The organism is Streptomyces sedi, from assembly GCF_006335015.1.
Lineage (GTDB): Bacteria > Actinomycetota > Actinomycetes > Streptomycetales > Streptomycetaceae > Streptomyces > Streptomyces sedi.
Genome location: NZ_VDGT01000003.1, coordinates 34675 through 49152, shown reverse-complemented (window position 1 = coordinate 49152; position 14478 = coordinate 34675). Strand labels below are relative to the sequence as shown.

Sequence of the window (14478 nt, the reverse complement as noted above, 5' to 3'; positions counted from 1 at the left end):
CAAGTCGTTACCGGTATGTGGCGGAGTGGGGACGGCTCCCGGCCGGCGCGGAACGCCGTGGCCGGCCGGGGACCGGCGCCCGGGCGCACCGCGGCGCGCCGGGCGCGTGTGTCAGGAGGCCGCGCGCTTGTACTTGCGGACGGCCAGCGTGCGGAAGACCGCGATGATCAGGATCGACCACAGCAGCGACGCCAGCGCCGGGTGCTGCATCGGCCAGGCGTCGGGCGCCTCGTAGTGCGGCGGGAGGTTGCCGAACAGCTCGCGGGCGGCGAGCACGGTCGCGGAGAACGGGTTCCACTCGGCGACGGGTTGGAGCACCGACGGCATGTTCTCCGAGGGGACGAACGCCACCGAGACGAAGGTCAGCGGAAACAGCCACACCAGCCCGCCGGAGGTCGCCGCCTCCGGGGTGCGCACGGACAGCCCGATCAGCGCGCCGATCCAGGTGAACGCGTACCCGAGGAGCAGCAGCAGGCCGAAGCCGGCGACCGCGTCGACGACGCCCTCCCTCATGCGCCAGCCGACCAGCAGCGCGACCAGCGCCAGCACCAGCAGGATCACCGCCGTCTGCACCAGGTCGGCGAAGGTCCGCCCGGTGAGCACCGCGCCGCGCGCCATGGGCAGCGAACGGAAACGGTCGATGATGCCCTTCTGCATGTCCTCCGCGATGCCGGCGCTGGCGCCGGCGGTGGCGAAGGTGACCGTCTGGGCGAAGATGCCGCCCATCAGGAACTCACGGTAGGCGCCCGAGTCGTTCCCCGCGCCCGGCAGCGTGATGGAGCCGCCGAAGACGTAGGAGAACAGCACCACGAACATGATGGGCTGCACCAGGCCGAAGATGACGACCTCGGGGATGCGCAGCATCCGCAGCAGGTTGCGCTTGGCGACGACCATCGAGTCACGCCAGCTCTGGCGGAACGAGACCCGGTCCCCCGGCCTCGGGATCGGCTTGGGACTCGGCTCCTGGGCGGTGATGCTCACTTCTCCCCCTCCTCGCCCGTCGCCTCGTCGGTGGCGGGCGTCCCGTTCTCCTCCTCGGCACCGTGGCCGGTGAGCGAGATGAACACGTCGTCCAGCGTGGGCCGGCGCAGCCCGATGTCGTCGATCTCCACGCCCTCGCCGTCCAGTTCGCGGATCACCTCGGCGAGGAGCTTGGCCCCGCCGGCCGCCGGGACGCTGAGCTTGCGCGTGTGCTCGACGAGCGTGGTGTCGCCGTCCCCCAGCCGCCGCAGGATCCGCTCCGCGACCGGCAGATGCTCGCGGGCGTGGACGACGACCTCGACCACGTCGCCGCCGCTGCGGCTCTTCAGCTCGTCCGAGGTGCCGCGCGCGATGACCTGGCCGTGGTCGACGACGGCGATGCTGTCGGCCAGATGGTCGGCCTCCTCCAGGTACTGGGTGGTGAGGAGGAGGGTGGTGCCGCCGGCGACCAGCTCCTCGATCACCGCCCAGAGGGCCATGCGGTTCCTCGGGTCCAGGCCCGTGGTCGGCTCGTCCATGAACATCACCGGCGGGCTGATCACCAGCGCCGCCGCCAGGTCCAGGCGGCGGCGCATCCCGCCCGAGTAGGTCTTCGCGGTGCGGTCGCCGGCGTCCGCCAGGTTGAACCGCTCCAGCAGCGCGTCCGCCCTGCGGCGGGCGTCGCGCGCGGTGAGCTGGTAGAGCTGGCCGACCATCTGAAGGTTCTCCCGGCCGGTCAGATAGTCGTCGATGGCGGCGAACTGGCCGGAAAGCCCGATGGACCTGCGCACCTCACCCGGATGGGTGACGACGTCAAAGCCCGCGACCTCCGCGCGACCGCTGTCCGGCCTCAGCAGGGTGGTGAGCACCCGCACGGCGGTGGTCTTGCCCGCGCCGTTGGGTCCGAGGAGGCCGAGGACCGACCCCTCGGGTACTTCGATGTCCACGCCGTCCAACGCGCGGACGTCGCCGAAGGTCTTGACCAGACCCTCGGCGTAGATGGCGGCTGGCATGAGATCTCACTCTCGATCAGGTCCTGACGGCCAGAGTGGCCCGAACGTGGGAGGGTCGCCACTCTAGAACAGACGCGATGTATCGCGATAGCTCTCAAGCGGACGCCGGTTCGGCACGGTGCGCGACACCCCACCGGATCGCCAGGACCGCCGCCCGCCTCACCCCACGCGCACCCGCTCCGGCGCCGACGTCCCGCCGTCACCGCCCGGCGCCCGTCGGCGGTCGTGCAGCACCAGCAGGACGACCATCCCCATCAACACACCGAGGACGGCCCCGGCTTCCCGCGTGGCCGCGGCGGCCAGCGGGTGCTCGGGGGCGGGCTGCTGCATGTCGGTGAGGGTGAGCAGGTTGTAGACGCTGTAGGAGAAGAGCATCCCGGAGGAGATCCAGGCCGCGCCCATCGGCGGAAGGAACCAGCGCGTTCCGCGGCGCGTCGCCAGCACCACGAGCCCCCACGCCCCGGCGAGCGCCCACACGCCCGTGCTCAGCGTGAGGAGGTGCCACCAGATGTCGCGGCCGTCCAGCCGGTCCGGGTCGATGCCGAGCGTGCCGCCGGCCGCCCAGTAGACCTTGACCGCGCCGAGCAGCACGCAGCCGACGGCGAGCAGCCTGGCGGCCGTCGCCTGGAGCGCGCGCGAACTCCCCGCCGGCTCCCCGCGGTCCAGCGGCCCGCCGAGCGCCTCCGGCCAACGCGCCCTGGCGTACCCGAGCAGCGCCAGGGGGAGGCCGACGCCCGCCCCGACGAGCGAGATCATCACCAGGATCTGCTCGTAGATCCAGAAGTCCGGGGCCCCCGCGTCCTGGTCCCGGTTCATCGCGGCGGGGCCCAGCACCGGCGCCAGCAGCAGCATCGGAACGAGCAGACCGGTGCCCACCCACACCGGCAGGGCCACCAGCCACGCGGGCAGCCGCTCACCCCACGGACGGGAGAACGCCAACGCCAGGACGATCCCGACGGCCGCGAGCACCGCGGTGGCGGCGTTGGCGGCCCGCCAGTCGGCGCCGCCCATCTCCTCCGTGGGCACGAACAGCCCGAAGGCCCAGAGGACCTTGATGAACAGATACGGGGCGACGGCGACGACCGCCACGTTGCCCGATGTCCTGCGAAGTCTCGCCAGCCTTCCGGCAGGCTCCCCCGTGCGAATTGCCATGTACAGGATGATAGTCGACGGGGGACACACCCCCAGAAGCCGGCCACACCGGCGAAACCGGGCCGCTCAGGACAGGACGCCGTAACCCGACTCGCGCAGCGCGACGACGACCTCGTCGCAGTGGCGCGGACCCTTCGTCTCCAGCCACAGCTCGACCTCGGCCTCGGCCACCCCCAGCCGCGGGTCCGTGCGCACGTGGTGCACCGCCAGCACGTTGGCGTCGACCTCCGACAGCACCCCGAGCAGCGCCGCCAGCGCGCCCGGGTGGTCGGGCAGCCGCAGCCGCAGCGAGAGGTAGCGGCCGGCGGCGGCCATCCCGTGGCGCAGGGTTCGTTCCATCACGACGGGGTCCACGTTCCCGCCGGAGAGCACCGCGACGACCGGGCCCTCGAACGCGTCCGGCTCCGCCAGCAGCGCCGCGACCGGCGCGGCGCCCGCCGGCTCGACGACCAGCTTGGCGCGTTCCAGACAGTGCAGCAGCGCGCCCGAGAGGGCGCTCTCGGAGACGGTCCGCACGTCGTCGACCAACTCGGCCACCAGCTCGAACGGCACGTCGCCCGGCCGCCCCACCCGGATGCCGTCGGCCATGGTGGCCGCCCCCGGCAGCGACAGCGGCCGGCCGGCCGCCAGCGACCTGGGGTAGGCGGCGGCCCCCTCGGCCTGCACGCCGACGATCCGCACGTCGGGCCGGCGCGCCTTGATCGCCAGCGCCACGCCGGCCAGCAGCCCGCCGCCGCCGACGCTCATCACCACGGTCCGCACGTCGGGGCACTGTTCCAGCAGTTCGAGGCCCAACGTGCCCTGCCCGGCGACCACGTCGGGGTGGTCGAAGGGGTGGATGAAGACCGCGCCCGACTCCCTGGCGTAGGCGGTCGCCGCGGCCAGCGTCTCGTCGACGACCTGCCCGACCAGCCGCACGGACGCCCCGTAGTCGCGGGTCGCCGCCACCTTCGGCAGCGGGGCGCCGACCGGCATGAAGACCGTCGAGGTGACCCCGAGCAGCGAGGCGGCCAGCGCGACGCCCTGCGCGTGGTTGCCCGCGCTCGCCGCGACCACCCCGCGCTCGCGGTCGGCCGCGGTGAGGGCGGCGATCCGGTTGTACGCGCCGCGCAGCTTGAACGAGCCGGTGCGTTGCAGGTTCTCGCACTTCAACAGGACCGGCGCGCCGACCAGTCGACTCAGGTACCTGCTGCCTTCGAGGGCGGTCACCCGGGTCACCCCGGAGAGCGTCTTCTGGGCGGCGAGCACGTCCTCCAGGGTGGGCCGGCGTTGCGTGGACATGGCACCAGTCTCGCAGGCCACCCCCGCGCCGGCGCCCGGGGACGCCGCCACCGGAGGCCGCTACGCTGGAGTGCCCTTCGGGCGCCGGCACCGCTCGCCGTTCCCCGCAGCCGCTCCCGCCCCGTTCCTCCCCGCGAACCAGACGGACATGACGACGCCTGAACCCACCCCTCCCCACGCCCCGCCGCCGACCGCGACCGGCGGGAACGCCGAGGCGCCACACCACGACCCGCCGCACGGCGACGCGCTGCTCGACGCGTTCCAGCACGAGGTCGCCGTCTTCGGCCGCAGGGCCGAGCAGACGCGGCTCGGCGGGCTGGGGTCGGCCCGCAACTCGATGGACCGCGCCGCCTATCTGCTGCTCAGCCGGCTGGAGGCGGACGGCCCCCTCGGCGTCAAGGCACTGGCGGGCGGCATGGGCATCGACTCGTCCACGGTGACCCGCCAGGTCGCGCCGCTGGTCGACGCGGGGCTGGTCCGCCGCGCCCCCGACCCGGAGGACGGGCGCGCGGTGCTGTTGCAGCTCACGCCCCCGGGGCGCGAGCGGCTGGAGGAGGTGCGCGCCTCCAGGCGCGCGCTGATCGCGCTGCTCACGGACGACTGGAACGAGCAGGAGCGCGCGGACTTCCACGCGCTCCTGTCCCGCTTCAACGCGGCGATCGCCCGCTTCCACGGCCGGGACCTCGCCCCGCGCCCGTGAACGGGGCGAGGTCCCGTGCCCGTGCCCGCGCCCGCGCCCGCGCCCGCGAACGGAAACGGCGGCCGTTCAGATCGAGTTCAGCGCCTGCCGCAGGTCCGCCAGCAGGTCGTCTGCCGACTCGATGCCGACCGAGAGCCGCACCAGGTCGCCCGGCACCTCAAGGGCCGACCCGGCGGCAGAGGCGTGGGTCATCCGGCCCGGGTGCTCGATCAGTGACTCGACGCCGCCCAGCGACTCGCCCAGCGTGAAGACCTCGGTCCGGTCGCAGACCGCGACCGCCGCCTCCTCCCCCGCCGCGACCCGGAACGACACCATCCCGCCGAAGTCCCGCATCTGCTTGCCCGCCGTCTCGTGGCCCGGGTGCGAGGGCAGCCCGGGGTAGCGGACGTCGGCGACCTTCGGGTGCGCGGCCAGCATCTCGGCGATCCGCGTCGCGTTGGCGCTGTGCCGGTCCATCCGCACCGCGAGGGTCTTGATCCCGCGCATCACCAGCCAGCTGTCGAAGGGCCCGGCGATCGCGCCCATCGCGTTCTGGTGGAACGCCAGCTCGTCGGCCAGCGCCTGGTCCGAGGTGACCAGCGCGCCGCCGACCACGTCGGAGTGGCCGCCGAGGTACTTGGTGGTGGAGTGCACCACCACGTCCGCGCCCAGCGCCAGCGGCTGCTGGAGATAGGGGCTCGCGAAGGTGTTGTCCACGACCAGGCGCGCGCCGGCGGTGTGCGCGATCTCGGCGACCAACGCGATGTCGGTGATCCCCAGCAGCGGGTTGGAGGGCGTCTCCACCCACACCAGCTTGGTCTCGGGGCGGATCGCCTCCCGCACCGACATCGGGTCGGAGGTGTCGGCGACCGACCAGTCGACGCCCCAACGCTCCACGACCTTGGCCACCAGCCGGAAGGTGCCGCCGTAGGCGTCGTTCGGGATCACCAGGTGGTCGCCCGGGCCGAGCACCGTGCGCAGCAGGCAGTCCTCGGCCGCGAGCCCCGAGGCGTACGCCAGCCCGCGGGTGCCGCCCTCCAGCGCGGCGAGGTTCTCCTCCAGCGCGGTGCGCGTCGGGTTCGCGGAACGGCTGTACTCGTAGCCGCCGCGCAGCCCCCCGACGCCGTCCTGCTTGTAGGTGGAAACCTGGTGGATGGGCGGGACCACCGCCCCCGTCAACGCGTCGGGCTCCTGGCCGGCGTGGATGGCCAACGTCTCGAAGCGCCGCCCCACATGCTGCTCGTTCATGGACCCACGGTAGTGGCCTTACCGTGGAGTCAGGGACAGCGAACGCCCGTTCGCGGCACCCGGTCCCCCGGCGGCATAGGGTGTCCCTGTCCGCCGATACCACCCGTTCGGTACCCGCGCCACCGTCCGCACCGGCCGCACCGGCCGGCGCCACGGCGGTGCCCGCGGGCACACGCAGTACCCGCAGCACCGCCGTACTCCGCACGAGGGGGAGCGACTCCGCCATGGAAGCCCTGATCCTGCTGATCGCCCTGACCGCCGTCTTCGGCGTGCTGGTGCTGCCGGCGTTGCGCCGCCGCCGTGAGCGGCAGGAGTTCGAGCGGGCCGCGGCCCAGGCCGACGCCGCGACCCGTCCGGGCGGCGGCGGGATCTCCCTCGGCAAGGCGGGCGACGCCGCGGGGCCGAGCGCCGGGCTCGTCCCCGTCGACCAGCTCGACCTCCGGCTGCCCGGGCCGGACGACGCGCTGGTCGAGGCGTTGGACGAGGTCCGCGCGACGGGCGGCTGGCGTCCCGCCGGGCAGCTGCTGGCGCTCACCGACGACAGCGAGCTGCGCTGGCAGCGCGTGCAGTCGCTGGCCGGCGCCGCCGCGATGGAGCTGGCGCGGTGGCGCGCGGCGGGCGGCGACCCGGAGAAGGGCAAGCCGGGCGCCGGCTGGCTGCGCGACTGGCGCACCGAGGAGCCGAGCGACCCGGGCGGCGCGCAGGTCTACGCCCAGTTCCTGGTCTGGCAGGCGATGGCGGACCCGGGCGCGGCCGAGTACCGCATCGTGCTGGAGGAGGCCCGCACGGTCTGCGAGGAGGCGGCGGGGCTCGCCCCCGACGACCCGGTGCCGCACATCGTCGAGCTGGCCATCGCGCGCGGGCTCGACTACCCGCGCGACGAGTTCGACGCCGTGTGGCGTCGCGTGACCGAGCGCGAGCCGCAGCACATGGGCGCGCACCTGGCGGCCCTGCCCTACTTCTCCGAGAAGTGGCACGGCTCACGCAAGGACGCCGAGGGCTTCGCGGCGGCTGCCGCGGGCGCGGCGAAGCCGGGCAGCCTGCTGCCGGCGCTGCCGCTGTTCGCGGTCTACGACCACCTGCCCGACCTCCAGCACTCGCCCGGCATGTACCAGGGCGCGGTGGTGATGGACGCGATCGAGGCGGCGCAGTTCGCGTTGAACAACGTGCGGAACGACCACCCCGTGCAGCCGCACGTGCACCATCTGTTGCTGTGTTTCCTGGTCCGCGCGGAGCGGTACCCGGAGGCGGCGGAACAGGTCAGGGCGATCGACGGTTATGTGGGGGCGATCCCCTGGGTCGACGGCGAGAAGCCGGCCGCCGAGTACGCGGCCTACCGGGCCATCGCCATCGCCGGCCGGTAGCCAGCCGGGCGGGACCCGCCCGAGGAGCGAGGAGATACGAGGAACATGCTGTACACCACCTTCAAGAACCGGCTTCCCACCGCCGAGGAGGCCCTCCCCGGCCGCGAGGAGCGCCCGTTCGCCGTGCCGTCGACCCACACCGTCCTGGGCAACCCGCTGCTCGGCCCCTACCCGGAGGGTCTTGAGGTCGCCGACTTCGGCCTCGGCTGCTTCTGGGGCGCTGAGCGGCGCTTCTGGCAGACGCCCGGCGTCTGGACGACCCTCGTCGGCTACCAGGGCGGCGTCACCGCGCACCCCACCTACGAGGAGGTGTGCAGCGGCATGACCGGGCACACCGAGGCGGTGCGGGTCGTCTTCGACCCGGCCAAGGTCTCCTACGAGGAGCTGCTGCGGGTCTTCTGGGAGTCCCACGACCCGACGCAGGGGATGCGCCAGGGCAACGACGTCGGCACCCAGTACCGCTCGGCGATCTACACCCACTCCCCCGAGCAGCAGCACACGGCGGAACGTTCCCGCGAGGCCTACCAGCGCGTCCTGGCCGACTCCGGCTACGGCCCCATCACCACCGAACTGGCCCCGGCCGAGCCCCGCCCGTTCTACGCGGCCGAGGGGTACCACCAGCAGTACCTCGACCGCAATAAGACGGGGTACTGCGGCCTGGGCGGCACCGGCCTGAGCTGCCCGGTGGGGGTGGCGTCGGCGGAGCGGTGAGTTGGCCGGACGAGAACAACTGCCCCCGGGGTGTACTGGCCTCGGGGGCGAGCACTTTTCGCAAGAGCGGATCGCCGGCGAGGCTGACAGGCGCGCAACCATCAGGCGCGTATCCAAGAAGAAACATTCTTGTGCTCTCTACCTGGCTCCAACGTCAAAGCCCACTTACGCGCGCGGGTTGCCGCGCCGCACCCCTCCGAGGGTGTCGGCGTTCGTCAGTCACTTTCGGGGGCGTCGGCGTGACGCAGACCACACAGGCCGTACGTAGGAATCCCAGCTTGACGGCCGCGCTGGAGCTCGGCGATCTCTGGTCGGAGGCCAGCCGACGCGGCTAGACTCTCGTGGGCGGCACAGACGACGCGTGCGGAGGGGGCTTCATCGCGTGGTGATGCGTACAGACGACTTTGTCTCGCCAACAGGCCAACCCCGGTTGGGCGTACTGGCGGGGTTGGGTGCGGGTCGGCCAGGCAAGATAGACATTGCGATAGATGCCTTACTTTCTCTGGGATTGTCGGATCCCGGGCCCGAACTATTTGGCGGACTGCGCGCGGCTCTAATCCATAGATCATTTCTGCACGAGCATCAAGATCTTTTCCCCGGCCTTACCCGCGGCCTCTTGAGCACGCTCCAAAGACTGGGCATGGAATACGTCAGGAAGCAGGCGGCGGTTGAAATCTTCCGGCGCGGCGGGGCGCAGACAGCGGGATCACTGAGCAAGGAAGTCAGCCGGGTTCCGTCAGGCGTTCAGTCCTGGGCGACGCAGCAGGAGTGGATTAGTCAATCGTGTTCGGTCGGGCGAAGCCTTGAGGGCGGCCCACTCCCTGAGCGGTTGGTGGCTGACCTGTGCTACCAGGTCATCGGGGTACTTTGTCTCGCTGGGGAGGCAGCAGTTGCGGCAGCGCTGGTTAGCCGAGTGATCGCTGTCGAGGATGAAAGCATGGGTATCGGAGATCCTAAGACGGAGCTCCAAGAACGACTCAAGAATGGCTCGGTATCTTATGAATACCAGCGCGAAGGTCCCGATCACGGAGCAACGTTCCGCGCTGTAGCAACCGACGATCGCGGGCGCTGCGGTGTTGGTGTTGGACCAAACAAGAAGCGCGCATCGCAGGAGGCTGCGCTGGACTTCCTTCAGCGGCATGTGCCAGAGGCCTTCAGTACGCGCAAGGTCACTGTTGCCCGGGCCGCTGCCGCAGAGATCCCAACCAATCAGGCGCATACACGGATGGTACGTCGCCTACAGAAGCTGTTCTCTTTGCCAGCAACTGCCTGTCCGTTGCTGTCTCAGGCACTGATCCATTCATCGTGGGCATACGAGCACCGGGGTGTTCTGAGCGCCTGCCACCAACAGGACAATCAGGTCCTGGGGTTTATAGGATCTCAAGTATTGAATTACGAACATGCCCTAGCCGGAACGCGCCACGCGCTATTTAATCCTCCCGACGCGGCTACCAACCTGACCACGCTAAACGAGGTTCACGCAAATGCCTTCCGACACGCTGGCCTGGCATCCGGCCTGTTGTTGGGCGCAGGTCAGGCTTCGATAGGAATTTCGACCGAGACGGGTTCCAACGCGTTCCAAGCTGTGATCGGCGCGGTATTCGCGGCCACAGGTTTTCCGGAATCGCTGCGCTCCCGGTGGCCGCAAGAATGGGAACCCGTGTGGCGAATGGTTGCCTCGGAAATTCCACGGGAGATGGATCCAACCACCCTTCTCCAGCGGGCGACATCCGCCATGAAGCTGACATTCGATTTCAGCTATCGTTCTTCCGGCCCGGGGCATGCGATGCAGCAGCGCGCCACCGCCATCCTGAGTAGCGCAGAACTGGGCGCCGAAACGCGTATCGAAGGAACGTGGATAATTGGCAAGCCAAGGGCAAAACACCAAGCGTCCCAGGCTGTACTGAAGATTCTTGACCAGCTAGCCAAACGCCAGCCTGCAAAAGCTCTCAGAAGCGAAAACGAAAACTTTCGCGCAGTAGGTCGCTTTCTTTTGGCTCATCAGGTCGCGTTCTTAGCAGCAAATCGAGCACCAGTTCGGCGCTGGGTTGACGCTAGATTATTCGGCATGCACTGGGCGACTTCCCCTGCGGACCTCTTGTCATGGGCTCAAGAAGCCGATGAGGTCATTGCCGGAATCGCCGGATGCAATCCTAGTGTCAGTAATGTCGAGCATGCCTTCAGGGCAGCCAGTGAACTCGCTAGCAGCCCGCAGGATGCTGTTGAGCCGGAAATGGCGGCTCTCCTGAACATCTTGGAGCAGCTGCACACTCCGGAATCACTAACTACCGACCAGCTCCAGCGCCTCATGCAACTGGCAGAACTCTGCCGATGCCTGGGAAGTGATGACCTCGGCGTCGACTTCCGTGAGCTCGCCGACGACTGGCAACTCCTGCACCGAAATGGACTTCTCCTCCCGCGCTTTCTTCCCAGCGTGCGCTTGTCCGGAAGGGAACGGGCTGTCTTGGACGCTGGTGTCTCAGCCGTCCTTGCCCCCGACACTCAAGCGTCAGTCGAGGTCTTGCGCTCTCACCCGCTGCGTCTTCGCTTTTTGTCGGGCGCTCCGCTCGACCTGACTGCAGTAAGACGGATGTGCACACTGTGGTCCGGCGTGTGCAGGACGGCCAACCTGGAGCCCAACGAGTGCGGCATCGATGCCACTATTTTCACCACAGCGGACTCCGCCTCCGCAGGCCCCATTACGTCTGCGGCCAGAGCAGCATTGCAGCCAGCGGCCCTGCCCTACCAGGCTGCGGTGGCCGACCTGCTGCACGACCTAAAGAACCAGCTCGTAGCTGCCAGACTGGCCAGTTGCACTACTGCCGACACGCGCACCGCACATCTCCAGCAACAGCTCACTGCGAGCCGTCATCTGGACCAGGCCCATGCTCTAACCGCTCGGCTCCGCTCCACCACTTCACTGCTAGGGCCCGCCGGTACTGAGAGCGTGGATATCGGATCCTTCTTGCGCCAATATTCCGCCGGCGTACTCACCCGTCTCCCTGGCCGGATTTCCCTATCCATACCCGATGCAACGCACAGTGTTCGCGTCGCCTTGGACCAAGGCGGACTGACCGCCATCCTGGACAACCTCGTGGGCAACGCGATCGAAGCGCTCAGTAACGGTGGGTCGATCACTCTGGAGTGGACCGCAGACGACGATGAAGCTGTCGTCGAGATCACCGACGATGGTCCGGGCCTACCACCCGAAGTCTCTGCCGCCCTAGAAGCCGGAGACCGCGTGCGCAGTACCAAACCTGGCGGCAACGGCCTCGGCCTTCTGGGCGTTCGCTCACTCTTGAATCGCGTCGGTGGAGAACTTGCGAACGTTCCGGCTCCCTCGGGGACGGGTACCGCCTGGCTTGTCACCCTACCGATCGTCCCCACAGCAATACGGGAGCACCTGTGACCGACGAGATGACTGGGGTGCGCATCCTTGTGGCGGACGACCAGACCGACGTGGCCCGAACCCTGTGCGGCCCGTTACGCAAAGCGGGTGCACAACTTCGCTTCGCCCCAGACGGCCAGGCCGCCCTGACGGAGACCGCCTCTCGCCCCTTCGACCTTATCATCGTAGATATGAAGATGCCGCCCGAAGAATGGGGCGGCCTATGGCTCCTGCGGCAACTTAGCCTTGGCGGATGGAATATCCCGACCCTGGTGCTTTCCGGAGAAGGATCGAAACAGCAGGTCATTGAAGCCTTGCGGCTAGGATCGACAGACTGGATCGATAAGGACGCCGCCGGTGAGGAACTTTTGGGTCGCTGCGCTCGTATCCTGCGTGACCGCCTAGAACAAGCGCTTAAACTCGCTAGCACCCACCTGCCCAGCCCCCTCGCTACTCGCTTTGCCCGATACGCGCGAACCATCGACCCGGAAAAACAAGTATTGGAAGGCCTGCACACGCTAGAGGCCGTACTCCGCTTCGCAGCCGCACTGGGCCTGAGTAACCCCACGCCAGCTTCACTCCGCGGGGTTAATCCAGTGCGCCTCGTGCAGCCCAGCATGGGCACGTGGTTCACCCTTTGCAACGACCTCGCAAAAACCCCAGACAGCTGTTCCGCCTTCATCGAAATTCTCTCCTGGGTCATGCCGGAACGCGCTGACCGACAGCAGGTGCAAGACCTCATTGAACTGCGCAATGGCATCGCTCATGGCAGGGTTACTGCGACGCTCACTCACCGAGACAGCCTTGACCTCCTTCTCCGCAGTTTTGCCCACCGGGCGGCTTCGTCTTGGCGTTCTTCACTGGCAGTGCCCACATCTATGACTTATGACGGCTCGACATACCCTCACAGCGTGCTCACCTTCACCGGGATCGGAAAACCAATTCCCGGAACAGTGCGCACTGAGCGCCCTCAAGTCACCGGCGAGGTCATGCTTTTTAGTGGGCAGTCCGCACCCCTTAACCTATTCCCCTGGTTTGTTGCACAAGAAGCAGAGCATTCTGGAGTATTGCGCATTTTCCAATTTGACGGCCTGCAGCGCACGAAGGGTAATCTCGATTCTAACTCTCTATTGCAGTACTCCAAGGTCGACGACGGTGAAGACATGAAAGCAGCCGACCACCCCGGTACTACATGGCAAGCGCTGGCGCCATGGTTTCTCTGAGTTGGGCTAGCGGCCACGCCCATCCGCAGCAATATTAGTGAGGCGGGTCGAAATTTCCGAGATCGACTGCTTCGCTTCTCAAAATAAATTGGCCCTCCAAGCCCGCGCATAAATACCGAGCCTCGCCGCGATCGGGTGGATCGGCTTCGACCTCTCGCCCCGTACGGCGCAGTTCCTTTGCGAGAGCTGGACAGCCGATGGACGTTTCCTGCGGCTTGGGATTACTCGCGCAGACGCGTGATCTCGTGGTGCTGGGCGGCCAGCCGGGAGACCGCCAGCGTCTTGAAGGCAGCGAGGTTGGCGAGCTCCGCGTCACGGCGTGCAACCCGTGCTTCAATGCGGCAACCTGCGACTTGAGCCGTGCCCCAACCCTCGGTCAACGATATCCCCGGCCTCTTGATGCACCGCAGACTCAAAGCCTGCGCACAGGGTCCGCCCTCAGCGCACTGGGTACGGTCGTTTCTAGTGCTTGGTGCGCGACCGGAAAAGTGCTCGGGGCGCGTGATGGTCTCCGCCGTTCGAGGGAGTTGGTTAGGCATGAGGTCTGCCGAGACTGGGCAGTCCGTCGGGTTCTCGTCCGCAGGTGCGGAGCGGGTAACTCAAGCCGCTTGCAGGGCGGTGGGGCTCGACGGGGCCGGGGCCGAGCTGGTGCGGTTCGGGGAGAACGCGTTGTTTCGGTTGGCGGCGCATCCGGTGATCGTGCGGGTGGCTCGGTCGGTTGACTACCTGGGGTCGGTGCGGACCGAGGTGGGGGTGTCGCGGTGGTTGGCGCGGGAGGGGTTCCCGGCGGCTCGGGTGGTGGAGGACGTGGAGCAGCCGGTTGTGGTGGACGGGCATCCGGTGACGTTCTGGCATCTGATCCGGGAGGGGGATCGGAAGGCCACCTACAGGGAGTTGGGCGGGGTACTGCGGGATCTGCACGCGCTGACGCCGCCAGATGTTCTCGAACTGGCTGCGTACCCGGCGTTCGGGCGTACCGATCTGCGGGTGGAGCGGGTGACCGGGATACCTGAGGACGACCGGGAGTTTCTGCGGGCCCGGGGGCGGGAGTTGCGGGAGGGGTTGGCCGGGTTGCGGTTCACCTCGCGGAAGGGCCCGGTGCACGGGGACGCCCATGTGCAGAACCTCATGGTGGACACCTCGGGCACGGTGTTGCTGATCGACTTCGAGAACTTCAGCTTCGACCACCCCGAGTGGGACCTGATGGTCACCGCTACCGAACACCACAGCCTCGGTTGGCAGTCCCGCGAGCAGTACGCCGACTTCGTGGCCGCGTACGGGCGGGACCTGGGCGACTGGGAGGGGTTCTCGGTGCTGCGGGGCATCCAGGAGTTCCACATGACGACCTGGCTCATGCAGAACGTCGGCGAGAGTGCGGCCGTGGCAGCCGAGTACGAACGGCGGATCGCCTCGCTGCGGGACGACGACGCGCCCCGGAACTGGCAGCCGGGGTAGGCCC

Annotated in this window: 11 protein-coding genes; 6 read left to right on the top strand and 5 right to left on the bottom strand. The window is 68.7% G+C overall.

Translation table 11 applies throughout. The features are described from left to right. Window positions 1–111: 111 nt before the first annotated feature. The 4 genes from FH715_RS05025 to ilvA all read right to left on the bottom strand — a co-directional run bounded on the left by FH715_RS05025 (window position 112) and on the right by ilvA (window position 4406). Complete coding sequence (locus tag FH715_RS05025; RefSeq protein WP_484422040.1) at window positions 112–945, bottom strand: ABC transporter permease; 834 nt, start codon at window positions 943–945, stop codon at window positions 112–114. Between the two features lie 32 nt (window positions 946–977). Further along, the gene (locus FH715_RS05020; RefSeq protein WP_139641137.1) at window positions 978–1973 is read right to left on the bottom strand and encodes an ATP-binding cassette domain-containing protein; all 996 of its coding nucleotides are present in this window, start codon (window positions 1971–1973) and stop codon (window positions 978–980) included. Between the two features lie 159 nt (window positions 1974–2132). Further along, a complete protein-coding gene (locus tag FH715_RS05015) occupies window positions 2133–3125 on the bottom strand; it encodes a hypothetical protein (protein ID WP_139641135.1) in 993 nt (330 codons plus the stop codon). A 66-nt stretch (window positions 3126–3191) separates the two neighbouring features. Then, the gene (gene ilvA / locus FH715_RS05010) at window positions 3192–4406 is read right to left on the bottom strand and encodes a threonine ammonia-lyase (protein ID WP_139641133.1); all 1215 of its coding nucleotides are present in this window, start codon (window positions 4404–4406) and stop codon (window positions 3192–3194) included. Window positions 4407–4554: 148 nt separating this feature from the next. Here ilvA and FH715_RS05005 point away from each other — a divergent pair, with 148 nt between their 5' ends. Continuing rightward, complete coding sequence (locus FH715_RS05005; RefSeq protein ID WP_139641130.1) at window positions 4555–5106, top strand: MarR family winged helix-turn-helix transcriptional regulator; 552 nt, start codon at window positions 4555–4557, stop codon at window positions 5104–5106. A gap of 66 nt (window positions 5107–5172) precedes the next feature. Here FH715_RS05005 and FH715_RS05000 read toward each other — a convergent pair whose 3' ends face one another. Continuing rightward, window positions 5173–6333, bottom strand: coding sequence for a cystathionine gamma-synthase (locus tag FH715_RS05000; RefSeq protein WP_139641128.1), 1161 nt, complete (start codon window positions 6331–6333; stop codon window positions 5173–5175). A gap of 224 nt (window positions 6334–6557) precedes the next feature. Here FH715_RS05000 and FH715_RS04995 point away from each other — a divergent pair, with 224 nt between their 5' ends. The 5 genes from FH715_RS04995 (at window position 6558) to FH715_RS04975 (ending at window position 14474) form a co-directional block, all read left to right on the top strand. Further along, window positions 6558–7697, top strand: a complete 1140-nt coding sequence (locus tag FH715_RS04995; protein WP_139641126.1) for a hypothetical protein — start codon at window positions 6558–6560, stop codon at window positions 7695–7697. 45 nt (window positions 7698–7742) lie between these two features. Continuing rightward, window positions 7743–8408, top strand: coding sequence for a peptide-methionine (S)-S-oxide reductase MsrA (gene msrA, locus FH715_RS04990; protein ID WP_139641124.1), 666 nt, complete (start codon window positions 7743–7745; stop codon window positions 8406–8408). A gap of 640 nt (window positions 8409–9048) precedes the next feature. After that, window positions 9049–11817, top strand: coding sequence for an ATP-binding protein (locus FH715_RS04985; protein ID WP_170184632.1), 2769 nt, complete (start codon window positions 9049–9051; stop codon window positions 11815–11817). Beyond that, a complete protein-coding gene (locus FH715_RS04980; RefSeq protein WP_139641121.1) occupies window positions 11814–13019 on the top strand; it encodes a response regulator in 1206 nt (401 codons plus the stop codon). The genes FH715_RS04985 and FH715_RS04980 overlap by 4 nt, the downstream gene beginning before the upstream one ends. 537 nt (window positions 13020–13556) lie before the next feature. Continuing rightward, entirely contained in the window at window positions 13557–14474 is a 918-nt protein-coding gene (locus FH715_RS04975; RefSeq protein ID WP_139641116.1) for a phosphotransferase family protein, read from the top strand. The last annotated feature ends 4 nt before the right edge of the window (window positions 14475–14478 follow it).